Annotated in this window: 24 protein-coding genes and 1 pseudogene; 5 read left to right on the top strand and 20 right to left on the bottom strand. The window is 62.9% G+C overall.

What is annotated here, in order from left to right; translation table 11 throughout:
- Window positions 1–28: 28 nt before the first annotated feature.
- Entirely contained in the window at window positions 29–289 is a 261-nt protein-coding gene (locus tag H0B43_RS38635) for a hypothetical protein (protein WP_005572492.1), read from the bottom strand.
- Between the two features lie 193 nt (window positions 290–482).
- Window positions 483–749, bottom strand: coding sequence for a WhiB family transcriptional regulator (locus H0B43_RS38630; RefSeq protein ID WP_043793230.1), 267 nt, complete (start codon window positions 747–749; stop codon window positions 483–485).
- Between the two features lie 496 nt (window positions 750–1,245).
- Here H0B43_RS38630 and H0B43_RS38625 point away from each other — a divergent pair, with 496 nt between their 5' ends.
- Window positions 1,246–1,878 (top strand): hypothetical protein, encoded by a 633-nt coding sequence (locus tag H0B43_RS38625; RefSeq protein WP_005572488.1) that lies wholly within the window; start codon window positions 1,246–1,248, stop codon window positions 1,876–1,878.
- 28 nt (window positions 1,879–1,906) lie between these two features.
- Here H0B43_RS38625 and H0B43_RS38620 read toward each other — a convergent pair whose 3' ends face one another.
- Genes H0B43_RS38620 through H0B43_RS38605 form a run of 4 tightly spaced genes read right to left on the bottom strand, consistent with a single transcriptional unit; the run spans window position 1,907 to window position 4,585 of the window.
- The gene (locus tag H0B43_RS38620; RefSeq protein ID WP_005572486.1) at window positions 1,907–2,632 is read right to left on the bottom strand and encodes a hypothetical protein; all 726 of its coding nucleotides are present in this window, start codon (window positions 2,630–2,632) and stop codon (window positions 1,907–1,909) included.
- Window positions 2,629–3,498 carry a hypothetical protein gene (locus H0B43_RS38615; RefSeq protein WP_005572484.1) on the bottom strand — a complete coding sequence of 290 codons (870 nt, stop codon included), beginning with the start codon at window positions 3,496–3,498 and terminating at the stop codon, window positions 2,629–2,631. Before H0B43_RS38615 ends, H0B43_RS38620 begins: the two co-directional genes overlap by 4 nt.
- Window positions 3,495–3,911, bottom strand: coding sequence for a hypothetical protein (locus H0B43_RS38610; RefSeq protein WP_005563614.1), 417 nt, complete (start codon window positions 3,909–3,911; stop codon window positions 3,495–3,497). The genes H0B43_RS38615 and H0B43_RS38610 overlap by 4 nt, the downstream gene beginning before the upstream one ends.
- Entirely contained in the window at window positions 3,908–4,585 is a 678-nt protein-coding gene (locus tag H0B43_RS38605) for a hypothetical protein (RefSeq protein ID WP_005563613.1), read from the bottom strand. Before H0B43_RS38605 ends, H0B43_RS38610 begins: the two co-directional genes overlap by 4 nt.
- A gap of 127 nt (window positions 4,586–4,712) precedes the next feature.
- Between H0B43_RS38605 and H0B43_RS38600 the strand changes: the two genes are divergently transcribed.
- Window positions 4,713–5,567: a phosphoadenosine phosphosulfate reductase family protein gene (locus tag H0B43_RS38600; protein ID WP_005560359.1), complete on the top strand. Its 855-nt coding sequence runs from the start codon at window positions 4,713–4,715 to the stop codon at window positions 5,565–5,567.
- Window positions 5,568–5,684: 117 nt separating this feature from the next.
- On the opposite strand, the gene H0B43_RS38595 is transcribed toward H0B43_RS38600, so the two are convergent.
- The 5 genes from H0B43_RS38595 to H0B43_RS38575 form a co-directional block, all read right to left on the bottom strand.
- Window positions 5,685–6,413 (bottom strand): pentapeptide repeat-containing protein, encoded by a 729-nt coding sequence (locus tag H0B43_RS38595; RefSeq protein ID WP_312034192.1) that lies wholly within the window; start codon window positions 6,411–6,413, stop codon window positions 5,685–5,687.
- A gap of 596 nt (window positions 6,414–7,009) precedes the next feature.
- The gene (locus H0B43_RS38590; RefSeq protein ID WP_185950115.1) at window positions 7,010–7,399 is read right to left on the bottom strand and encodes a hypothetical protein; all 390 of its coding nucleotides are present in this window, start codon (window positions 7,397–7,399) and stop codon (window positions 7,010–7,012) included.
- A gap of 644 nt (window positions 7,400–8,043) precedes the next feature.
- Window positions 8,044–9,417 carry a nucleotide-binding domain-containing protein gene (locus H0B43_RS38585; RefSeq protein WP_005560350.1) on the bottom strand — a complete coding sequence of 458 codons (1,374 nt, stop codon included), beginning with the start codon at window positions 9,415–9,417 and terminating at the stop codon, window positions 8,044–8,046.
- Complete coding sequence (locus H0B43_RS38580) at window positions 9,414–10,577, bottom strand: SAVED domain-containing protein (RefSeq protein ID WP_063885172.1); 1,164 nt, start codon at window positions 10,575–10,577, stop codon at window positions 9,414–9,416. Before H0B43_RS38580 ends, H0B43_RS38585 begins: the two co-directional genes overlap by 4 nt.
- Before the next feature lie 844 nt (window positions 10,578–11,421).
- Window positions 11,422–11,715, bottom strand: coding sequence for an AMP-binding enzyme (locus H0B43_RS38575; RefSeq protein WP_312034204.1), 294 nt, complete (start codon window positions 11,713–11,715; stop codon window positions 11,422–11,424).
- A 42-nt stretch (window positions 11,716–11,757) separates the two neighbouring features.
- Here H0B43_RS38575 and H0B43_RS43000 point away from each other — a divergent pair.
- Window positions 11,758–11,866 (top strand): annotated as a pseudogene (locus H0B43_RS43000) (N-formylglutamate amidohydrolase); the annotation flags it as partial.
- 24 nt (window positions 11,867–11,890) lie between these two features.
- On the opposite strand, the gene H0B43_RS38570 reads toward H0B43_RS43000, so the two are convergent.
- From H0B43_RS38570 to H0B43_RS38535, 8 genes are all read right to left on the bottom strand, one after another.
- Complete coding sequence (locus H0B43_RS38570; protein ID WP_213016566.1) at window positions 11,891–12,634, bottom strand: HNH endonuclease family protein; 744 nt, start codon at window positions 12,632–12,634, stop codon at window positions 11,891–11,893.
- Window positions 12,635–12,652: 18 nt separating this feature from the next.
- Window positions 12,653–13,210 (bottom strand): 3'-5' exonuclease, encoded by a 558-nt coding sequence (locus H0B43_RS38565; protein WP_005560344.1) that lies wholly within the window; start codon window positions 13,208–13,210, stop codon window positions 12,653–12,655.
- Window positions 13,211–13,378: 168 nt separating this feature from the next.
- Window positions 13,379–13,795: a hypothetical protein gene (locus H0B43_RS38560; RefSeq protein WP_005560343.1), complete on the bottom strand. Its 417-nt coding sequence runs from the start codon at window positions 13,793–13,795 to the stop codon at window positions 13,379–13,381.
- Window positions 13,796–13,934: 139 nt separating this feature from the next.
- Window positions 13,935–14,885, bottom strand: a complete 951-nt coding sequence (locus H0B43_RS38555; RefSeq protein WP_005560342.1) for a C40 family peptidase — start codon at window positions 14,883–14,885, stop codon at window positions 13,935–13,937.
- A 271-nt stretch (window positions 14,886–15,156) separates the two neighbouring features.
- The gene (locus H0B43_RS38550) at window positions 15,157–15,351 is read right to left on the bottom strand and encodes a hypothetical protein (RefSeq protein WP_185730774.1); all 195 of its coding nucleotides are present in this window, start codon (window positions 15,349–15,351) and stop codon (window positions 15,157–15,159) included.
- Window positions 15,352–15,407: 56 nt separating this feature from the next.
- Window positions 15,408–16,295 carry a hypothetical protein gene (locus H0B43_RS38545; RefSeq protein ID WP_005560340.1) on the bottom strand — a complete coding sequence of 296 codons (888 nt, stop codon included), beginning with the start codon at window positions 16,293–16,295 and terminating at the stop codon, window positions 15,408–15,410.
- A complete protein-coding gene (locus tag H0B43_RS38540) occupies window positions 16,295–17,332 on the bottom strand; it encodes a hypothetical protein (protein WP_005560337.1) in 1,038 nt (345 codons plus the stop codon). The genes H0B43_RS38545 and H0B43_RS38540 overlap by 1 nt, the downstream gene beginning before the upstream one ends.
- A 439-nt stretch (window positions 17,333–17,771) precedes the next feature.
- Window positions 17,772–18,725, bottom strand: a complete 954-nt coding sequence (locus H0B43_RS38535) for an alpha/beta fold hydrolase (protein WP_005560333.1) — start codon at window positions 18,723–18,725, stop codon at window positions 17,772–17,774.
- 645 nt (window positions 18,726–19,370) lie between these two features.
- Here H0B43_RS38535 and H0B43_RS38530 point away from each other — a divergent pair.
- Window positions 19,371–19,880, top strand: a complete 510-nt coding sequence (locus H0B43_RS38530; RefSeq protein ID WP_005560329.1) for a hypothetical protein — start codon at window positions 19,371–19,373, stop codon at window positions 19,878–19,880.
- Here the strand turns inward: H0B43_RS38530 and H0B43_RS38525 are convergent.
- A protein-coding gene (locus H0B43_RS38525; RefSeq protein ID WP_255284983.1) for an IS5 family transposase occupies window positions 19,860–20,769 on the bottom strand; the annotation gives its coding sequence in 2 pieces (ribosomal slippage) (window positions 19,860–20,417 and window positions 20,419–20,769; 909 coding nt in all). The two genes, H0B43_RS38530 and H0B43_RS38525, sit on opposite strands and share 21 nt — an antisense overlap.
- Before the next feature lie 107 nt (window positions 20,770–20,876).
- Here H0B43_RS38525 and H0B43_RS38520 point away from each other — a divergent pair.
- Window positions 20,877–23,171, top strand: coding sequence for an NACHT domain-containing NTPase (locus H0B43_RS38520; protein WP_082320627.1), 2,295 nt, complete (start codon window positions 20,877–20,879; stop codon window positions 23,169–23,171).
- The last annotated feature ends 43 nt before the right edge of the window (window positions 23,172–23,214 follow it).

Genomic DNA, 23,214 nt, shown 5'->3' with positions numbered 1-23,214 from the left:
TTGGCGGCTCGACGGCGAGCGGAGCGGACTATTCGGCAAAGAGATGCGCGGTCAGTCGCGAGACGAGTTCTTCCCGTGTGTCCTCGTCACCGGGGTGCGAGTAGACAGGGTTGATCGGGCGACCGGTGTCGATCAGGTCCTCACGGGCAGTCTTGACGGCCTCCGCACACTCGCGGAGGGCTTCGACGAACTCAGCCACGAACGAGGCGTCCGTGGCTGGCGACGCGTCCATGGCGGCGTCGGAGAGGGCTTCGAGGTAGCGGACGGTCTGTTCGAGGAGATCACGCATGGGATGACCGTAGCGTAAACGGAATAGGCCGTGTCACCGATGAATTGGGTTGTGCGGTGCCAGCGGCGCCTCTGGCTCCGCTGAATCATAGCGAACTGATTCCGAATTGGGCGTGTCATGGCGTGTCGTGTCGGTCGGGGCTGAGGAGCCGGACGGATTGCGCCCTTGTGTGCGAAGTACATGGCCGTGGCGGTCATCGGCGGCGCTTCGGGTGGTGTTTGCGGCGCTCGGCCGCGGTCAGTCCACCCCAGATCCCGAACCGCTCATCGTGGGCGAGTGCCTCGGCTAGGCAGGCCTCGCGAACTTCGCAGTTCGCGCACACCCGTTTCGCGGGGCGCCCGTCTTCGCCTGTCTCGGGGAAGAAAGCTTCTGGATCGGTGACTCGGCACAGTGCGAAGTCGCGCCACTCCGGCGCGGTCGCTGTTGGCGTTGGCAGCCGTGTATGGGTCTCGATTGTCATCTCGCTCCTCGCTCCTCGCTCTTTCGCAACTGGTGCCTGGTGCCTGGTGCCTGGTGGAGCGAACGGTAGCGCCGGACCTGGACAGCTCCACACGAACTCGCACCGGGACACCCACAAAGGTTCCAGCGAACGAATCCGGGCCAGTCCGATTGGGTCATCTGTCATATCCGTGGTGTCCCTCTCCGACGAAATGGGGGTTGTTGTCACTAGGAGAAAGATCCGCGGCATACGTGGTGAGTGACATCGCGTAATGGAACGTGCTCGACGAAATCCCAACACTCGTCAGGACAGGTGGAGACGCCGGTTTGGCCTAGATCTCTGCCGGTTCACAGTCCATGTCAACCCATTCCGCGACGCCCACGACAGGACACCGGTCCCACACCGCTACGCTCGGAGGCGTCGTCCGCGCCACAACCGGGGACGCGCACATGGAGGCTGACCATGACCCTGTTCGCAGGGCGTCCGGTCAGCCAGGGGAGAAAAGGGGAAATGAACGATGGTTATCCGCCGAACCGCGATTGCGGCCGTGACTGCCTGCACCGCACTGGGACTGGGACTGGCCCTGTCCGGATGTGGCGGCGGCGACGAACAGGCCGCTCCCACTAGTCAGACCGCTACGTCCGCAGCAATCACCATCATTGAATCTACGACCCCGACCGCGGCAACCAACCAGACCACGATCTCGTCGTCGGATGGCTCGGACACCATCGGCGGAACCGCCCAGATCATTACCGGCGCCGACGTCACCGCCCGCATCGAGGTGAAAGAACCCCAGCTGATCGAAAAGACCTCCATGGGAGAGCCGCGGATACTGCTTTTCCCGATCGTGCTCGATGTCGACTCCGGGACCCTGAACGCGACATCGACCAACTGGAAGGTCCGCACACTCAGCGGACAGACCATCACCGGCAGTGATTCCTGGGGCAACATTCCCACCGCGATCGGGAACAACGCCCTCGACGGCCACGCCGAGGGGCTCGTCCTGTTCCCCGGAATCGGAGACAAGCTGACCGACGACGTGTCGATCACCGAGGTTGCGCTCTATCCTCCGAACGAGTCGAAAACCCCACTCGCTCGCTGGACGCTGCCCGAACCAGTCGCTGTGCCCGACCTCCCGCGCTCCGAATAGTCGGCGAACCGCCGCACCACGCGGCGGCTCACCGAGGTAGGTGGAGTTGACGCATTCGGGTCGGGTGCATGTACGGCGGCCGCAGGCCGGCCAACCCGAAGCCGGCCGATTCCGGTTCGAGTCGATCGGGCAGACAGGCCGGTGGTGTGGTGCGCCCGAGAGTGCCGTCGCTATGCAGGTGCGCCGCCGCCCACCGGTCGGCGGCGGGGCAGTGTTCGAACTCCCACCGCAGGACCCTGCCCTCACCATGGGCCCGTTTCTTTCCGATGACATCCAGGCCACCCAGGATCGTGGCGACGGCGTCGAGATCTCCGACTCCGCGCCAGGTGACCGTGCGGGTGTTGGTGATCATCAGGGGCATGTAGCGAGCCCGGTAGCGGCCCTGCCGATCCGAGATCACCGCCGGCAGCGTGTGACTGAGTTGCTCGAGCCCGCGGTGATCGGCCCGCGACGCCCAGTGCCGCACCACGGGATCACCGGCCGGGTCCTCGGGGAACGAGCACGTCGCACACCAATGCCAGTCCTCGCCGGCGAGCTCGCATCGCGCCAGTGGCAGCTCGAGGTCGGGCGGGGCGCACTCGGGTGTCAGCGCCGGCACATACTCGCCTCGGTCGAGTGCCGCGGCCTTGTGATCGGCCCACAGTTCGGCGGCGAGGATCCCGTCGAGACTGATTCCCCACGGCGTCGCGTGCGCCAGTCCCAACGACAGGTGCGCCCGGACAACGAACGGTGCCATCTCCTCCGTGCCCGTCATGTCAGCCAGCACAATGCTTCGATGACCTCATCGCGCAGTGGTGCGAGCTCGACGCGCCAGTCCACTGACTGCGGGTCCGGGCCGGCCAACACCACCCGATCCGATTCGGCGCGGACCCGCCCGTGACCTATCGCGCTGCGCCCTCCGAGGAATCCGTCACGCGCGAATCTGCCCCACACATCGGTGAAGAACGAGATTTCGAGAGGGGTGGCCCGGTCCAGCCGCAAGAAGGTTTCGAAACGGGTTCCCGCAGGGAGTGTTTCGACCTCGAATCGCATCAGCATCGACGAGCCGGCATCTTTGCCGGCTCCGCCCCCCGCGGAGGATTCGGGGAACGTCCGGGTGTCGGTGTCGTCGAATCGGCTGTAGCTCTCCAGGGAGACCAACTCGAACTGACTTATCAACCGGCCGTCATACGCCCGGGTCATGATCGTCTCGGTCTCACGCACCCGCGGGATGACCTTGCCCACCTTCAGGCAGCCATCGATCGGTGGCTGACCTCCGCCGTTGCCGCCGAACACCCCGATCGGGGGAACCAGCTCCCGCAGTCGCTGCCGCCGGCGACCGGTCAGACCGTCGCCGGTGACCTTCGTCAAAGAGCCACCGTTGCGTAGCGCGTGCGCGGCCGAGAGCGGGATCTGCTGTTCGTAGCCGATGACATCGCGGAACAGCTCGTCGGCGATCCTGCGCAACCCGCCGCGCAGGGAGTTCCCGGACACGATCGGCACTAGCACCGGCCTTCCGTCCGGCTGGATCACCGGCTCGCGCCGGAACAGTGTCGTCGTCGTTCCGGAGTCCTCCCCCTTCTGGGAGATCGAGGACAGCGCGGTCAGCTCGACATCCCAGCGCACCGTCGCCCTCATCATTTCTTCCTTCCCGAAGTGCGAGCGGCGGCCACAGCTTCGGCGACGATCCGCGTGCGCAACACGTACGACGTGGGACGCTCACGCAGCAACGTCAGCACCGGCTCGGACTCCTCACGCAGCAACGTCGCCAGTTCCAGCCGTTGGTCGGTGTTCGTCGGTTCCGAGTCGAGGGACCGTGAGACCACCGACCACCACCGGTCGAGATCGCCGCCACCGATATAGGTGGCGACCCGAACACGGTTCGGCAGGTGCTGGGTCCAGTACGTTTCCCGCCGCCGACCAACCCATCCCGAATCCCAGTCGATCCCGTAGTGCAGCAACAACAGGAGGCGTTCTGCTGTCGACGCCGGACCCTCGAGCGGCGGCAGCCCCGCCGGTGCGGCCGCGAGCCATCGATCGGTCGGGCTGGTCATTTCGTTCCCTTCGCACTCGCCGACACGGTGGCTCGCAGCGCGAGCTCCCACCACTGCCCGACCTGGCGGTACGGGGCGAGACGGTCCCAGTCCGCGAAGACCGCCGGCCACCGCCTGGGGGCGATCGTGGCGAGCACCGGATACGGGGCCGCAGGCTCGGCGAGCATCCGGGCACCGAACCCCAGCGCCCGCAGTCGGCGCATCGCTGTCACCGCCGCGACATCACGCGCAGTCCACGGCAGGCACGTGTCCTCGACCGCAATCCCGCCCCACCGCGCGTGCGGCAGGATGTGCTTTCGGCCGGGCCGCAAGGGCACCACCACGGCGGTATCCGGATCGAGTGGCCGCGACAAAATCCGTTCGAGATCCGCCGCGGTCACTGCCCTCATTGCTGGTCGTGTGGTGACCACATGCATGCTTCTGCGCAGATCCGGGTGCCGGTAGGCCCAGGCGCAGGACGCGCACAGCCCACCCTCCGCGGGCGCTTTCCACGAATCGAAACCCGTGAACGTTCGGGAGACCACCTTGGTCACCGCCTCCACCGGAACCGGGGACGCCGCGCATCTCGCACACCGGCCCACCCTCGCCAGCTCGACTACCTCGCGCGTCTTCGACGACGCGAACGCCGCGGCGACGACGTCCTGCCGGCCGGCCACCTCGCACAGTTTCCCCACACCAACACTCCTCACATGCCCAAGCGACTTCAAACGCCCCACGCATGGAGGAAGATCCACCGGGCGGACACTGTGTGACAGAAGCTGCGAGATCTCGATACCGACCGGACACCGTGAAGGAGGACGTGTGGCGGGCAAGCCCGAACCCGACGGCCTGGACCTGAACACTCTCCGGGCACTGCGCCGGCCTCGCCGCGACCTCGCAACCCTCATCGGGCGCATCGAGCAACACCTCGACGACCATGACGGATACCTCGCCTTCTCCGGCGGCAAGGACTCACTCGTCGCACTCCACCTCACCCTGCAGATCGAACCGAACATCCCCGTCGTGTTCTTCGACTCCGGCCTCGAGTACCCCGAGACCTACACCTACATCACCGCACTCGCCGACACCTGGAACCTGAACCTCGAACCCCACCGCGCCGACCCACCACTGCTAACCGTCCTCACGCAGTCCGGCGAATGGGACCACCAACAGCCCACCCGGGCCACGAGCCAGAAACTGCGCGACATCCTCATCGGTGCACCCTCTCGTGCAGCGCACGCGGCACACGGGCCAGGAGAAATCTGGGGCGTACGAACCGACGAATCCCCGAAAGGGACCGGCCGCTGGTCGCTCTACTACAACGCACTCAGCAGCCACGTCACACGCGACTGCGACGGCTGCTGCACCAACACCACCGAGCAACGCCGACACCACGGTGGCCTCATCGACCGAGCCGACGGAACACATGTCTTCGGGCCCATATGGGACTGGAGCGTCGATGAGATCTGGGCCTACATCGCCCACCACCAGCTACCGGTGAACCCCGTCTACGACAAACTCCGCCAACTCGGCACACCCGAACAACACCTACGGGTCTCCCACATGATCGACGGCGCCTTCCTCGAACACGGTCGCATCACCCGCCTACGACGCGGATGGCCGGCACTCTTCGAAGAACTCGCCCAAATCCTCCCCCGGATCCGCGAGTTCGTCTGACACCTCCGCTTTACATGCGGTGAGACTTCGACCGCTGCAGCGGCGACAGGGATGGGAATCGTCGAGACAAGACACTTCCGAAGGCTTCGCCGGCTGGGCCACCCCATGCCGGCCTGGTCAATCCTCTAACGGTGTGAACCCTGCTGGCCAGATAGTCGTGTCGTCGTAGCGTGCCTTGTCCTGGGTTGTGCCGAGGTCTGCGCCGGTGAGGTCTGCGTCGGTGAAGTCGGTACGAGTCAAGTTGGCACCCCTGAGGTCGGCGCCCGTCAGATCGGCGAATGTTAGGTCCGCGTCGGTCAGATCTGCATCAACCAACTCTGCTTCGGCGAGGTTGGTCGCCATCAGCTCCGCACCAACGAGAGTTGCGTCGGAGAGGTCGGTGCCCCTGAGGTGGGCTCCAGTCAAGTCAGCGTTCTGGAGGAAAGCCCGGCTCAGATCCGCGCCATCGAGTTCCACCTCGATAAGCATGGCCCCACTTAGCTGTGTCTTGATAAGTTTCGTGTCGGTGAGGTCGGCATTGTTCAGATTCGCACCGGTCATGTGTGCACCGGATAACTGTGCGAGGTACAAATTTGCCCCGCTTAGGTCGACCTCGTACATATTGCAGGACGTAAGGTCCGCGTTCCGCAATGTCGCGTCTCGGAGGAACCCCAACCTTAGATCCGCATTGCGGAGGTTCGCATCGGTGAGGTCTGCGGACTTCAGGTTGATCCCATGAAGGTTGGCGTGTGCCAGGTTTACCCCAATCAGACTGGCATTTACCAGGTCTGCCTCCGACAAGTCGACTCTCGCTAAGTCAGCCCCGTCGAGCCGAACATGTGGTCGCGATCCGACTCCACTGGACACCAGAGACGTCCCAGCCTGCCCTCGTAAGATATCGACAATCGACGACCGAACCGCCCGTTCCTCCACTTCAGACTGAGTTGGCGGTTGAGGCTCTTGATCGGCCCGACTTGTCTGCCTCACTAATTGTCGGTTCGACCGGAGGTAGGAGCACAGGAGATCTACGCAAACTTGCTGCTCCGAGCGCGCTCTAAGGCTTTGATCGCTGGCAACGCCGAATCGAATCCAGTCATCAGCGAGCGCAGCAATCGCATACGCACCCGCTTCGCGGATCGCCGGATGGTTATCGGCGAGCTGGGCCGCTGCAGTGGTGTATCGATCTCGGAGGTCTGACTCGCGGTCGCGCTCCGCATTCTCCCTGTGGTGCTGCGCATCCAGCCGCCGACCCTTTTGGCCATCTGGAAGGCCAGGTACCCCGCGCTAATGGCGCCGATTCCAGCGAATGCGGTGGCAACGGGCTGCGCGGCGATGTCCCAGAACAGCGGACTCCCGAGAGCCGGAACCAGCAGACTCGCACCGTATCCGAGTGCGAGACCACCGGCGCCTGCGCTGGTGGCGGCGACACCCCGACCGCTCCAGTTGATTCGTTTCATGCGCAGCTAGCGCACGTGCGCCGCGAACTGGCCCTGACCTTGAATGGCCTGGTAGAAGTCCGGCTTCCGATTAAGTGCCTTGAAGTCGTCCTTAAGAGCTCTCCCCAACGCCTTCTCATCGCTGGCATCATCCGTCCAGAACACGCGAGCCCGCTTGGTGTCGATGAGCACAGAGTCTGCGTCGACGGCATCCTCGTACCGACCGCGAAGCTCTTCGCCATCCCGATAGGTAATGTCCTCCAACATCTCTAGGTAGATGAAGTTCGGCTCGGGGACGGCCGGGTCAAGGAACTGGTGGGGCTGGGCGTAAACCATCAACCCAAAATCCCGGAATCCCATGATCGCAGCTAAGGTACCTCGGCGACCGCCAGGATTAATGTCGCTGTCCTTGGACATCCTGGCGTTCTTCTCCCGGAGATGGGGGCACACCATCGCGGAATACAGAATGCATGAGTAGTGGAGGGGTCCACTGGGATCTTGCGCACGCTCACGCTCGTGCTGGCGCATGTGCGCAGCGTCAGCTTGTGCGAAGGCTCGGTAGACCGTGGTCCCCTTGGGCATCGGGTATCCGCACACAGCACACGCGCGGCGCATACCCAGGGCAACTTTCCGGGAAGTGCTGACCTTGCTCAGAATAGGCTTGCCATCCTGCCAACCAGCTTCTGCAGGAACCACAAAGCCGCGCTCGTCACGGGGCAGATCCTCGATCCACGGCGCAGGGGTAGGAAGTTCGCGACTCACGGCAGCCCTTTCGATTTTTAAAGTTGCTCGAGTCAGTATGTCGTCTGCGCTGAGTAACGATTGACCATGCTCCCTCCTTTCACAGTTCGGTATTCGGCTGCACCTGCTCAGTGACCAGATCATCAATCGGATCCCCCCGTCAGGGATCCGTGAGCTGGGGGTCCCCGAGCAGCAGCACCGACTCCCCCACCTCATCGACGGCGGCCACCTCGACCGGCGGCCGTCTCACCTGGTTTCGCCGCGGATGGCCCACCCTCTTCGAGCAACTCGCCGACACCCTGGCCGACGGACGCCGTGCCTTACGGGATGATCACCGGCTCGCGTGCGCGCGCGAGGCAAATGCCGTCCTTGACGACATAGCACTCGACATAGTGTTGGCCAGCATAGAGTGTGCTCTCCTGTTTACGGTGCTGGCCTGCGTCCTTCGTGATCTCCCCGCGCAGAGCCCTTTCCGACTCCGCTTCGGCGCCGTGGTTACGGACCTTCCAATAGATATCGAACGGGGCGGGAACGTTGGTGCCGGACACAGCGAAGTAGAGATCGCGCTGCTTGGGGACGTGGCCAGCTCGCTGCTGCAGTGCGCGTCTCTGCGCCCGATTGATGTTCCGCGGCGGGGACACCTCACAAATGATCTCAATCGAGTAGGTCTCCCGGACCGGAAACAGCTCTTCGATGAACTGCTCATTCGGTGCCCGTTGATCGCTGCTGACCGGCCCGAGTGTGGGGGGTGACGAAGACACGGCAGCCGAGGCGGTCGTCGCGGTCGCAACCGAATCTGGGAAGGAGGGCCCGAACACCTTTCGCCACGCCTCGATGCTTTCCGCCACGGATTCGGTCTCGTAAGCGGCACGGATCTTCGGCGCCAGGGCGTGGATCTTGTCGCGGAACGCCACGAACTGGGGGTCGGTCCAGCGCTCGTTGAAATTAGTTTGCGGACAGCTCGGGTCAACGATCGTCGGCCTACTCCACTGCGCTTGCAGCCACCTGTCGAGATCGTCCACGAGGTGGAGGAGCGTCGTGGGAACGTCCTTGTAGTAGTTCGGGTCGTACTGACGCCATCCCTCGGCGATGTTGCCGATCATCGTTGTCAGCAACACAGACTTGAGGCTGAACACGCCCTGGTGGTCTCGGAGGTACTTGAGAAGGCGGATGACCTTGCGGAGGTTGCCGTTGGTCAGCTTGTCCTTCTCTTGGATCCATCCGGAGTATCCGAGTGGGTTGGTGTCCTCGAACTCGTTCGTTTTGCGGTTGATGATGACTTCGCGGCCTGAAGCGAGGACAACGTAGGGGACGATGTCGATGTGGCAGTCGTTCGCGTAGGTGACACATACGCAACGGGTTTTCTGCTTGCTCATCGAGCCGTAGACGCTGTGACCGGAGAGCGCTGACCAGACCGCATTCGCATAGCGGCGCGGATTATCGTTCCATGCGGTGTCCTCGCTGACCTGGACGAGGAAGTCCGCGTCGAACTCGAGGCCCGACGACGGCCTGATGATTGTTTTGTGGGCCCACGACCCTTGCGGGATCGTGTCGAGGACGCGGCCGTCGAGTGCTGCTGACGTTTTCAGGGCGTCGGTGATGCTGCCCACCCGTGAGTCGAGGTATCCGAGCCGGCTCGCGTTGATGTTCACCGTTTCGGTGAGGAACCTGCCGAAGTACTTGGTCAGCTTCATCGCTCCCCCACTCGGATCGCCTCGACGTAGTCCCCGCTGTCTGTGCGGTCGTAGAGCTGGACCGATGGATGTACCTCGGGAGCGAAAACGCGTCCGAGGGCGACGCCGGCAGACAGGGGGATTGCCGCGAAGAGGTGCAGTAGCCTCACGTGCTTGTGCCCGGTCTCGAGTTCGGCCAGGAACTTCCTGAGAGTAAGAGAAAATGCGGCTAGCGCACCCGGACCCGCGAGAACGTCCGTGTGAGCTGTGCCCACGATCGTTATCTCCGATAGCGGAAGTCCCCGCACCGCCACGGGAAGCTCGTCGTGCTTGATCGTGCCACTGACATTGACGATCAGAACAGCCTCGCTCTCCGCCGGAGTCGGATCAGCGATCGTGGTGGTGAATGTGGCTGTCGCGTCCGGGTTTGGCCACTTCCAGTCCTCGGTGCTGCGGTGCCGTTGATAGATGTCGACCGGCACGGTGTCATCGATCTGTGCGCCGAGGTACACCAGCAAGGGCAACCGCGCGAAGGCGAAGACGCTCAAATGGACTACTTCTTCGGTGGTGAGCGCATCAGCCACTTTGTTCTTGATGACCTTGTCGATTGCTGCGCATGCGCTTGCGTAGTAGTGCGGTTCCGGCCCCTCTTCCCCGGGGATGTTGCGTAGGTCGATCTCGATCGCATTGCGGGTCGAGAGGTCAAACCGCGGCATGCGACCGGCAGTGGCCATGACCGCAGCCGCCGCGGCGTCGCGGCCGACATCGACCGGCCTGCCGCGGAGATTGCCGATCATCCGGAGCGGCGTGGTGCGGTCGTATTCACCGAAGCTCGTTGCAAGGTGCACCCGATCCTCGTGCCTGCGCTTGAGTTCACGGAGGAAGTCCGGGGTGAAGGCATCCCGCGAGCCCATTTTGTCGATCTCGCTGTGCTCGTCGTCGCAGAGGAGCATCAGGTTGTCGGCTTTGTCCCGATCGTCAGCACTCAGGTCCTCGTCGAGACCGCGGGGGGATTTCTCGCTCTCCGTCTGCCCAATGATGTGGGCAGCTTCGCCGAACGTCAGCTCCCGTGCGGCGAGCTGTCCCTCGAGGAGATATCGGCGGCAGATCTGGCATCGGCCCCCGGACCGGACCCACAACTTGAATCTCTCAGGATCGGGAATCTTAGGTCGGCTTGGCAACGACTCACTCCTCTTCGGTCCGGTGGACGATTCTGCGGACCGAAGGCACGGTGTACAGAGTTACGCTCCAGCAATCATACCGACGGCAGGCGACACTACCCGGAGCCCCGCACCGAAACCACCCTGGTGAGTAAGTGGTGGCGCCGTGCGGACCTTGAAGCGGCGATCGAGGTTGGGAACCGCCCGCGAGCCTCGACCCGCACCTGTAAATTTGGGATGCGGGTCGGACTCATCGATTCGCTTCTGCGAAATGGGAGACGCCTCGGAGACGCCGCCAACGGACTGACGGGAGTCGACTGTTGCCGCCGGGTCTGCGAGCGCGACGTCGACGTCCTGGCTCCGGTCAGCTGCAAGCCACCAGATACTTGCTGCGTCGCCCCTCAGCTGAGTCCTGACTGTGAGTCGTCGCGGAGCGATCCCTGACCGGTTGCCATCTAGTCGGCTCTGAATCGAGCCGTGTCAGGCTTACGTCTTCTATGGCCACAACGCGTCTGGACGGAGTTTGGTGAGGTCCGCGGGGTACTGCGCCGTTCACCTCTCCCATCAGTTCACGGGTTCAGGCGGCGCGTACGGGTCGGGAATGCCCGGCTTGATTGATGGCTCGAGCATGAGCGTCTTCAGAAAGGCGCCGATTCCCACAGAGATCAGGACCAGGTGTGGGGAAGTCGACCTGATGCTCCTCGCGCGGATCCCCTCGAGAGACAAGCTGGCTTCTGTTCGAGATCGCTGATTCTGAGCCTTCCAGGGACGTGCGCCCAGACCCATCGGCTCGACCAGATCGGAAGGATGCGAGGCCGCTGGCATCGTACGGTGCCAGCGGCCTCCCGTGACTTCGCGTATAGCGCTATCTGATCGAGGTAGCAGGCGCCTGGCCACGTACCGGGTCGGTATGGGCTAACTTTCGGCGCATCAACTTGCCTGACGAGGTCGTCGGCAGGCTGTCGACGAAAATGACGTCGCGGGGCCTCTTGTATGCGGCGAGCCGGTCGCAGCAGTAATTCAAGACGTCGCTGACGTCGAGGTTGACGCCCGGGGCGGGAACGGCGTAGGCGATTGCGATCTCTCCCTTGACCGGGTCGCCTCGTCTGCCTACCGCGACCATGGCCACGCCTGGATGCGCTCCGACGACGCGTTCTATCTCCGCCGGATCAACTCCGGTCCTGCGTCCTCGACCGCCAGGTCAGTCACCGTCATCGTGCACCCCGTCGACGCGGCGACGGGCCAGCCACGCTATCTGCCGCCCGCGGAAGCCCGCCGAGTGGGCGCGCGCGATCTTCTCGACCGTCGACGGCCGCACCTGTAGCTAGATCACCCTACGCGCATGCAGAAAGGACACGCCCAATCGCGTCCTTCTCTGCTTGGGCGACCCAGAGTTGATATGCAGCCTTGACCTCGACCTGCTTTGCAACGTAAACGCACCGGAAGCTCTTGTTGGGCGGAAGCCAGGTCGCGGCGTCACCATCGCTTTTTTGCTGGTTCGCCGGGCCGTCCGCGGCGAGGAGATTCCGGGGATCGTTGGCCAGGTTGCGGCGGGTGGTGTCGTCGAGCTGTTGGGCGCCTTTCTGCCAGGCGTCGGAGAGCGCGACGACGTGATCGATCTGCACCGAGCTCGAGGTGTCCTTGCCGCGGGTGAACGCGATGGTCTTGCCGGTATATGGGTCGTTGAGGGTGCCGGTGAGGATCACGTAGTTCTTGGTGCTGTCCTTGTAGGTTCGGTCGATGAGGTCGCGGCCAAGGATGTCGTTGCGGGTGTCGCACCCGTTGTGTCCGCCTGCGACGGTGACGTCATCGGACCATGCCTGGCCGAATTCGTCTCGCGTGTAGCCGGTTTTGGGTGCGCGGCCTTTGACCGGCAGTGTTTCTAAGGTTGCGAGGGTCTGCGCGACGTCAGGAGTTGGGCTGGCCACCATGTCGGCGGTCGGGACTACTGGTGGGGTGCTTGGGCGGGTCTGCGCCTCGATAGCGGAGACGGTGCTGCAGCCGGTGAGAACTGCGGCCGCGGCGGCGGCGGCGAATAGCACTTTCGTTCGGCGGGTGGTCGTCTGGCTGAAAGGCAAGGAGGCTCCCTTGGTGGGCTACAGCCGAGAGTGGGATGTGGGGGTTGTCGGCACGGAGGGGCCCTCGGCGATGCTGAGCAGGATGGTGCGGGCGGCCGCGGCGTCGCTGCGGGCTCGGTGTCCGCCATCGAGCCGAATGCTCTTCTCGGTGCCCTCGGCCTGCGATCGCATTCGCATGATGCATCCCCGCATCTCTGGGTCGGCGAGGTGCGCGGGGTCGAGACTGTGCCGAGCACAATCATGGAGAACGCGGCCCTGATCGAACTGACTGTTGTAGGAGAGGGTCACTCGGCCAGCGGTCACCGCAAGCAGCTTCTTGTGGACTGTAGACCAGCCGGGTGCGCCGATCAGATCGGCCGGGGCAATTCCATGCACGGCGTAAGCGTCCGGGTGGATCGGAACTTCGCCGGGATCGACCAGGGTATCGAGGAGTGGATTTCCGGTGGTGGCGTCCAAAACGCAGATCTCGATGATCGACCCGTCGAGGTCGGTCGACTCAACGTCCAGCACTGCCGCCCGGCCGGGGCCGAGCATGCCCCGTGCCCACTGCTGCGGAGACGTCTGTGTACTGGTCATGCCACCTCCTTCTCGTAATCATCGTGACGGCACCCTCTGACATTTGATTCTGACTCCGGCACCTATGCCGGCCCGGAGAAGTTCCTGGTAGCGCTCGGGCGCCGTCTTCCGACAAAGGATCGGGAGGACGACGCCCGAGAGACCGGGGCCACACCACCGGACTGCTTTCTAGCTGTAGGAATGCTCAGGTTCGCGCTCGCTGGAGACCTGCCCGTCGGTGCTCGGCGGCTGATCGCCTTCCTGCGGTGCAGCAGCATCTGCTACGTCGGTCGTCTCAGTCGCGTCCTTGCTGGCGCCACCACGTGCGGCCTTACTGGAGGCGTTCTTCCGCTTCTTCGGGGCGGTGTAGCCCATGGCTGCGAGCTCTTTGGCCGTCCATCCGCCTTCGATCGCGTTCTCGTGGGCCATCCTGATTGCGTCTACAGCTGCCTCGCGTGCGGAATCGAGCGCGGCGAGCTCTTCCACTGCTTCACCGATGGCTCCGACAAGTGCGACTCGTGTTTCGATTGCCTTCTGCGCCAGTGCTTCCGCATTCTTTCGTGCGGTCTCGATTGCCTTCTTGTGGGCTGCTGGCGTAATGGTCATGTGGCACTGTCTCCTTCGTCTCTGCGGTCGTGCCGCACGTCGCGACACGACTTGTGACCGGTCTGGGTCTATAGTGGCGATCGTATTGTTCCGCTTCGGGATCAAGCACAGGGCATTGTCCCCGATGGCCCGGCTGGGGTCACAGGATGCGGGCGGGCACCATGTCCGAGCGCACGGCGCTGATCTGGATGAGCTGGCCGGTCTGCGGTGCTTCAAGCATTTTTCCGCCACCGAGGTAGATCGCGACGTGGTTGGCTCCGTCTGCCTGCCAGTTCCCGAACAGCAGGTCACCAGGTTGGGCCTGGGACATGGTGATCTGCTGGCCTGCCCGGAACTGTTCCTGTGAGGTGCGGGGCAAGACCTTCGTGCCGCCGGTGCCGATGTAGTAGGCGAAGCGAGTGAGCCCAGAGCAGTCGTAGCCGGCGGTAGCTCCGCCGGTGCCGTCGCCCATCGACGGTCCGGTGAGAAGGCCTCCGCCCCACTGGTAGGGCAATCCGATCGCACGCATCGCCGCTTCGATGACCGCACGCGCGAACTCGAGGTTGCGGGGAAAGCGGGGATCGAAGGTCAGATCGCTGACTGCGGTCGGGGCGAGCATCCCTGTCAGGGAGGGGATGCCGGCCGCAGCGGTGGGTGCTCCGCTGACGACAGGAGGAAGGAATAGCGGATTCGTCTCCTGCTGCGGAGTCGATGACGGTGCCTGAGCTGCGGGTCCTGCTGCTGGGTTGGCGACACCGCCGGCGGGTCCGGGTTCCGGGCTAGGGGCGGGCAGGACCACCTCGGGAATCAGGCCCTGGGCCGCGGGCGGGAGCTGTTCCCTGGCGCCTGCAGCGGCATCCTGGACTTCCGGTGGAATGGCGTTTTCGATCTCGGCTTGCCACTCGGCGGGCAACTGCTCCTGCGCCTGCTGCACTGCCCGGGCCGCGTCGTCGAGGTAGGGCTGCGGGTCCGGGACATACTGGGCGAGAGCTGGTGCCTGTTCCTGTGCGACCGCCGTGACGCTGTCGGTGATCGCGGGGTCCACTCCGCCGCCCTGGGCAGCTGATGCGCCGGCCACTGCGACGCCGACGATGATCGATGCGAAATCCATGATGTCTCCTAGCCGAGGGTGTGGCAGCCAAGGGCGGAAGTACTGTCTCGATGACCGCGAGGGTGTCGTGCGATCACCGACAGTAGAGATGGACCTGTACAACTCGACCGAACTCACAACCGGGGCACCCCAAGTCGGCATCCACAACGGCCAATAGCGCGTGGAGAATTGGACCGGATGCGGAAGATCAAATAGAGTGTGGGTACTGAGAATGCACCGGGTGAGTCGGAGGCACACCATCTTGTAGGTGGCCTCCGACTTTTCTTTCTGCTCACAGCCCCTTGCCATCTCGTCGTCCGGTATGAGCGTCGGCGCCGGAGCCCTCCTTCCCTTGCGTTGTGTCCGCGGTCGGATCCGCATCGTCGTGTGGCGCGGCTTTCACCACTCTGAATTGCGCGGGCGCAGCGAAGATATCGGGATGAAAGGTCAGGTCGGGGCGCCGGTGGCGCGGCTTGTCCGCAGTCATGACTGTGTGTTCCTTCCGGTGAGTTGAATCTGTCTCGAACGCCCCGCCTCGACTTGTCATGGCATCTCGTGATCGACGAGTTGGACGACCAGGCGCTCCCCCGGTGGCTGTCCGGGTCGCTCGTACGGCACAAAATGAGCCCCCACCACCTGTAGCTGCATTCCTCGCGGCAGTAAGTGGTGCGAGTTGTCTACGCGGGAAGATTGCCCGTAGTACATGCCCCGGTCGGTCTGGATCTCGAAGACGACATCGGTGGGCCGGGCGGTCGAGTCCAACTCGTGCAGCGAATGGGTTGCTGCAGTGAACCGGTCGAAGGACAGGACCGTCCCCGGCGATAGCGTCGAGGGCAGATCTGACGGGTTCACGACCGCGTTGGGGACGCTCACCGAGGTGTACACGAGATGGCCTCGTCCGGATTCGCGTTCGTATCGTTGGATTGCCCTGTCCACTCGTTGGACCTGCTTGCGGCGAGCATCGTCGAGCTCGACAGCGTCGCCGGCCACCGCGGAGAGGGCGTTGTTCGTCTCCCGCCAGGTCTTCGGGTCCGACGTCAACGACGCCAGCGCCGTGTACTGGGCTTTCGGCATGGCGTCGAGGACGCGGCGCTTCGCCGCGGATCGGGTGTTCCGTTGTCGTGCCGAGAGTGTGCGACGGAGTTCGATCGCCGGTGGCAGCTTGGGGCGTAGCCGAGAGTTTCCGATTGCCGCCGGCGTGGGCCGTGGATAGGCGCGGTTGAGGTCCCGTTGCGCTCGGGTCAATCCGGGTAGGTTCTCGGTGGCGGTGTCGAGTTCTCTTGCTCCGCTGCGGAGATCGGCGCGGGTGTCGTAGGCGTGCTGCGAGATCAGGGCGCCTTCCTTGCGGGTGGCGACGTCGCTGTCGCCCCGGTCGGGATCGAACACACCGTTGCCGCGGTCTGGGCTGATCCGGTCATGGCTGCGGCCCATCAGTTGCGCCGATCGAATCCGGTGACGTCGCCGCGCAGCTGGGCCAGCGCCTCTTCCCGTGCCTGATGTAGATCGGCCAGGTCGGTGGCCAGGTCACCGATCGCCGACGCTGCGAGGTCATCATTCGCCGAGTTGACCAGCAGTTCTCCGAGCGCCGGTGCGTGAGCGTCGATGCGACCGAGAGCCGCAGTACCGTCGATGGAGTCCTGACGCATCAGTAGGTCTTGGTGATATGTCCACAACGCGGCGACCCGCCCGATCAGTGATTTTTTGACCTGTTCGAACCACCGTCGCTGCTCGTGGTGGGCAGTCCGAGCCTCGTCAGCCTCGGCACTGACGCCTGTCGTGGGTTCGCCGACGCTGGCCCGGAAAGTTGCCAGCTCACCGCAGTGGCAGAGAATCACTCGGAGTTGGTCCTCGATGTCGAGCCGGATGCGGTGGATGTCGAGGTCCTCGTGACTCCATGCCGGCACTTCACGAATATCGTCGACGATCGCGGACGCAGTCATGGCCAGACGAAGTTCGAAGAAGTCGCCGCAGGCCCAGACGTAGGCATCGAGCTTGGCAATGCTGCTGCGGATCATCTGCTTGTCCGCCGTGGTCAGTCTGAGGGGATCGCGGCGGATCCACCACCACATCGCGAGGACCTCCACACCTGCAGCCGCGGAGATGAATACCGTCAGATCCGTGATCGGAGATTGAAACAGCGGATTCATGTTGAGTAGGACAGGAATCATGCCGATCAGAACAGGTGCGATCACGACGAGGGGAATCTCGACAACGACACCGCCGTTCGTCCGCCCGAACGGGACCTGCTTGCGCCAGATATTCCGTCGGGGATTGGTATTCACGTCGTAGGCGGTAAAACCCAGCTCCGCTCGCCTTGCGACGATCGTGGCCACCCTCGGCGAGAGGAGTTGTAAGTGGATACGGTCGAGCGCCGTCAGAAACTGGTCGCTCTCGGGGTCGATCTCGATGCGGTCGATCAGGTCCAGAACAGCGCGGGCCGCGGGGTCGCCCGCTTCTGCCGGGATCATCGGCGTAGCTCGCTTCGCCCGATGGGCCGCTGCTCGCTGACCTGCCGCGGTTCGGGGTCATTCTTTCCGGGATAGGTCCGTGGATCCGGCCGCCTCGAGGGGTGATGTGGGAAACCCTCGAATGCTTCGACGGCGGTGTCGAACTGCGCATGCGCGCCGGCCCACCGGATGTGACCGCAGCGGCAATAGGTGGCGTCTTGCCACGGGTTGTAGGTCTTCGGTTCGTGATGCAGATCGATGCACCGGTGCCGCGCTCCGACCTGCACACCACACACTGCCACCCGGTTCAGAACATGGCGTGTGTACGACCTCGCGCCGCGGTGAACGCGCTCGTCCGGCCGGTGGTGCGCCGGACCGGACGGCAGGTCAACGTCCTGGTGAATACTCAACACTTCTCCCATCAGTGGTTGTCTCGTCAGGTGTCAGGCACGCGCAGATCTCACGCCCCGACGAGGTCGGATTTCGATCTGCGGGTGGTGTCCTGTTCGCGGCGCCCTACCGCGCGGCCGAGCAGTCGATCGAGACTCTCGCTCACCACGTCAGGGCGCTCAAGGCCGACCATGTGCCGCGCTCCGCTCACCGGGATCAGTTCGGCGAGGGGAAGAGCCGCGGCGAGTCGCTGTGAGTGCCCGATCGGGGTCACCCTGTCCCGGGTTCCACAGATGATCGACGCCGGCACCTTCGCGAGCACGTCGAGCGCCGGGGAAGCGTCGTAGATCCGCAGATCACGCAGGAAGGCGGCCGCGGTGGCGATCGGCGTCGAGTGGACCATCCCGTATGACGTGGCGGCGGCACGGACACTTGCACTCGGAGCAAGCGGGCAGGTTGCGCCGACCACTGGCGACAAGATGCGACGTGAGAGATTCCAGCTGCGGCCGACGAGCCCTGGGGCGTGAGCTGATGCCGTCCGCAGCAACGTCACCGCCGGCGTACTTAGAGCGCGCCCGATGCCGGCGCCGGCGACATTGTCGACGGCGGTCGAGATCAGCCCGACCCCCACGATTTGCGTGGCCGCGGCCTCCTGGTGATGGGCGACGTAGGACATCACGGCCATCCCGCCCATCGAATGCCCGACGAGGACAATCGGACCCTTTGGCGACACCGTGCGAATCACTGCATCCAGGTCCCGTCCAAGCTGGCTGATCGTGTAACTGTCGGTGTCAGCCGCGCCGGATCCGCCATGGCCGCGGTGATCGAAGAAGACCAACCGGGCACGCTTGCGCCAGACCTCGGCCAGGTAGGCCCGTTGCGGTGCCCAGACGTCCATGTGGAGACAGAATCCGTGCGCGAAGATTACAGTGACCGGCGCCGTCCGGGATCCGATCTCACGAACCGCAAGAGAGGTACCGTCGGCGGTGAGGACGCGGTGTGTGCGATCGTCCGGGGCCCTCATCTCTGGCCATCCAGACCTCGGGCCAACCATCTGCCACCGCGCTGGTCTCGCCGGTAGCTACCCGTGCGGGACTCGGGACGAGGTAACCACCAACGATCAGGGTGGCGGATCTTCTTCGCGTCCGTCGGATGGATGCGGCGAACCTCAACATTCATCGGTACCACTCCTTCGTCCCTACGACTGCAATTGCGAGGACCATAGGTCCGGACCTGGACTGCCCCCTGAATCGCGAGCGTTTCCGCAACTCCGCCACGACAGGGCACCTCCGTCCTAGGAAGTGCCGCCACTTCCTCTCATCTGGAGGAAGATCCGCCCCACCGGGGATGTGTGACATTGCTCTGGACAGGACACAGTGGTCCCAATCGACACCGCGACGCAGTTAGACAGCCTGAACCTGCATCCCCTGTACTCAAGAGGTCGATACCTAGCGGCCTGCCGGCAATTGACTCCCTGGACACGCAGGCTTTTCCACGAGGGAGCAGGATCCGCGAACGGAGACCGTCGCTGTCGCAGAATCGGGCGCTGGGCTCAAGCGATAGATGTTTGGCTGCCGAGCCGACGCTGTCGACTCCTGGCACATATATGGCACATGCCGGCGCGACCTCATGCCGCAGATCGTGGTCGTTGGCACCGTACGATCGACGGATGATTGATCCGGGGAGCGCTGCCGTCGCCATCGGCGCCACAAACGCAGCTACGACTCTATCGATGAACGCCCACAAGGGCATCGGGGCGGCGCGGCGCAGGTTCCAATTGCTGGGAACATTCGATGCTCAATGGCTTTCATTGCGCCCTGAAGATGCGGAGTTCGATGGACTCTCCGCAAAGGACGTGGAGGATATCGAAGAATTCCTCGCGTCGCGCCAGATGGAGCCGATACTTGCGTTCTATTTGATCACGATGCTCTCGGGTCCTGGTCCCGAGCGCGATCAAGCACTCCTCACTTTTAATAAGATCTTTGCAAACGAGGCTCAAAAATGGCTTGCGGACAGCAAAGGCAAATGGAAAAACCAGACCTCCAAGATTCAATCGAGGATTGAAGCGCTCTACAACGGCACGCTCGAACAAGGTTTGTTCGAGAGCTACCATCAGCAGGATATCGAGGGCTTTACGGCCTTCATCAATTCCCCTGTATTAGGGCATGTCTCCCAATAGTTTGAGCCATTCGACGATGCCGGCGAGGAGGAATCCAGCCCGGTAAGTCAGGGCAAGCTTGTCATACCGGGTTGCCACCGCTCGCCACTGTTTTGCCTTGTTGAAGGCCCTTTCCACCACGTTGCGGCCCTTGTACGACTCGGCATCGAAGTTCGGTGGCCGACCGCCCGCGCTGCCCTTGTTCTTGCGGTTGGCCACCTGATCGGACTTCTCGGGAATGACCGCCTTGATGCCCTTGCTGCGTAGCAGTTCTCGATTGGCCTTGGATGTGTACGCCTTGTCGGCACGGACCTCGTCCGGGCGCGTGCGGGGTGCGCCGCCACCGATGCGCGGCACGCAGATGCCCTCCAGGAGCGGGCCGAACATCGGGCTGTCGCCGGCCTGGCCAGGACCCACCAGCACCGACAAGGGACGTCCGTCGCCATCGCACGCCAGGTGGACTTTGCAGGTCAGCCCGCCGCGGGACCGGCCGATGCCGTGATCGACCGGTTCGTCAAGCAGATTCGTGTAATTCGGTAGATCCCCCTGTGTCACGCGCGGCGTTGGCGCCGTGCTGGTGCACCCGCACCACGGTGGAATCCACCGACACCGCCCAATCCAGGTCGCCACCGGCATCGGCCATCGCCGCCAGGGCTATGAGTACCCGATCCCACGTTCCATCCCCGGCGTAGCGTCGGTGCCGTTTCCACACCGTCTTCCAGGGGCCGAAATGCGCAGGTAGATCCCGCCACGGGAGCCCGGTACGCAGCCGGTAGAGCATCCCCTCCACCACGAGCCGGCTGTTCTGGAACTTCCGCCCCCGCAGCCCATCCGAACTGGGCAACAGCAGCGCAAGCAACTCCCACTGCTTGTCCGTCAACACCTCAAACCTATTAACAACGTCTGCCACAGCGAAGAGTCTGCAGCACAACACCCCAAATCATTGGGAGACACGCCCTAGGCGGGGCGGGACCAAAATCCCGCGGTGAACAGCACCTAAAGCGACTAATCGACCTAATGCGTAACGTTCCGGGTTTAGTGAAGTCCCTTGAGACTAGTCGCCGCCTCGCTCAGACCATCAGCGCAGTCGAACACCAGCCCATCATTACCCACACGGAACTCGATGGTCCATCCGACTTCGAATCCCTGTATGTTCAGCGCAACTTCGTCCGAGAGGGCGATGAACAGATCGTCGACGCCGCTGACCTGAACCCCTCGACCGCCCCCTTCCGGATGGTGGTTATGGGTCATCCAGGAGCTGGTAAGTCCACCTTCGTCCAGCATTTCAGAAAAACCGTGTCGGGTCTGGAATCTGCGATTCCAGTAGTCGAGCTGGCATGTCGCCACTATGTAAAGTCTTTTTGGGACAAATCGATCGTAAAACACGCGGTCGAATCAATCAATGCCGAGCATTCGATAGAGATTTCGACCGAACAATTCGAGAATATGCTTCTGCTTGGACGGGTGTGCCTGGTTTTTGACGGCCTGGACGAAATTACCGAACAGGCGAAGCGCGCTCAAATGATATCGCGCATCGAAAGCCTGGTCGGGCAGTATCCGGTTTGCTCTGTCCTGGTAACCTCGAGGCTCATGGGGTATGAGCGCGCCCCACTTACGAACAGCATATTTGACCACGTCAGGCTAGATCAATTCGATGATGAACAATTCGATGAGTATTGCACTCGGTGGTTCGGTAAAAAGGGTCGAGCCGATTTGATTGACAGTTTTATTCACGATTCCGAATCAGTGCACGACCTGAGATACAACCCCCTGATGCTCTCGCTCTTGTGTGCTCTCTATCGAGAACACGGATCACTGCCTACGGACCGTCGCGACGTGTACGCCAAATGTGCGGACCTACTTTTCCGGCGGTGGGACAGCCATCGCCAGATTGAACATTCGGGTGCAATTCCTAAATACGCCGAGCGACTCATGCAGGAGATTGCAAACTGGGTATATACCTCAACCTCCGTCCAAGACGGAATCGAGGAACAACAATTGGTGAGAGTACTAGCTCATTCACTCATAGACAGGGATGGCTTCGACTCCGTCGATGCCGAGCGCGACGCGAAGAGTTTCGTTGAGTTCTGTGCAGGTCGCGCCTGGCTTCTCGCGAGTTTTGGCACCAACAGTCGAGGTCAGCGAATGTTTCGCTTTACACATCGCACGTTCCTCGAGTACTTCGCGGCCGAATCCTTCGCTCGGCGAGCCGAATCTCAAGAAAAAATTTGCGACGAGATTCAAAGTGTGTTCGATCGGGACCCAACATCCGTGGTTCCCGAGTTGCTCATACAGGCCTACGATTTCCATCGAGACGGTGGCGGTCCGGCTGTATTCAAGCAGATTCTGCGGTCGAATGCCCGGAATATTCTGTTACTTCGTCTAATGGAGGGCATAGGGATGTCCTCGCAGCTCCGCAGCCAGGCATTTCAAAGCATCGTTTGGGGATGGTTGGAGCACCCCAACAGTATTTCTGCACTTGAGTTCGAAATAACGTTGAGTCTGAACGAGCAAGCGCGCGCACAACTAGTACGTGAATTCCTTGCCGAAGAGGCTGGACCTCAACGTGACTCAGTGCGCGCAATCTTCCTCGACGGATGGGCGGGCCTGATGCTAAGCGGCTCGTTCTTTCGCTTCCAAGAATATTGGGCACCGATCTTCTCCAGCGTTGCTCACAGCATGGTCAGTCGCGGAGCGGAACTGGAGTCGCAGACGACCGTAAATTGGACGATCTCCCTTGGTTTACGCCCGAAACAACACACATGGAACGGGTGGGATGCAGTCGCGTGTGTCAGCATTTATGACGTAGTCCCTGGGCTCGTCTGGTGGACGATAGAGGCACGTCTAGGTCGGATGGAAGAACTTCCAGATAACCCTGTGCAGGTGGATGCCATTCAGGAGGCCCACCGAAAGATAGTCGATGGCTCGCGGATACCAGTTCCCCTACTCGTGGAACTTCGAAGCATCCTGCTTCGAAATGGGACCGAGTACTTGCAATGGGATCGGCCGAGTAGCTTCGCCACTCACGCACTGGACACGATCCTCCTCGAGCTAGTCCAGTACTTGATTTTCGCAATGCATGAGGCCCAGCAGGACGTTGAACCCTTCGTACGGATGATGAAACCAAGCCTGTCAGGCGGCGACCTAGGTGCCGCCCTCACCTGGCGGGACTTCAAGGTAGGACTGAAGAGGCGCCCAGCACGAAAGGTCGAGAGAGCTGCCAGAGAAGTTATGCAACGCCAACCCGCATGGCTACGAGACTGGTGCGACGGCCGACGATCGCTAGTCCTTTGGGATGACGAAGTGCGGTAATCCGTACAACGTTCAGCGCGAAATTTTCCTGCCATCCTCAGGA

It is taken from the genome of Rhodococcus sp. 4CII, from assembly GCF_014256275.1.
Lineage (GTDB): Bacteria > Actinomycetota > Actinomycetes > Mycobacteriales > Mycobacteriaceae > Rhodococcus_F > Rhodococcus_F wratislaviensis_A.
Note: the sequence above shows the minus strand (reverse complement) of the source record. Positions and strands in the feature narration are given on the sequence as shown.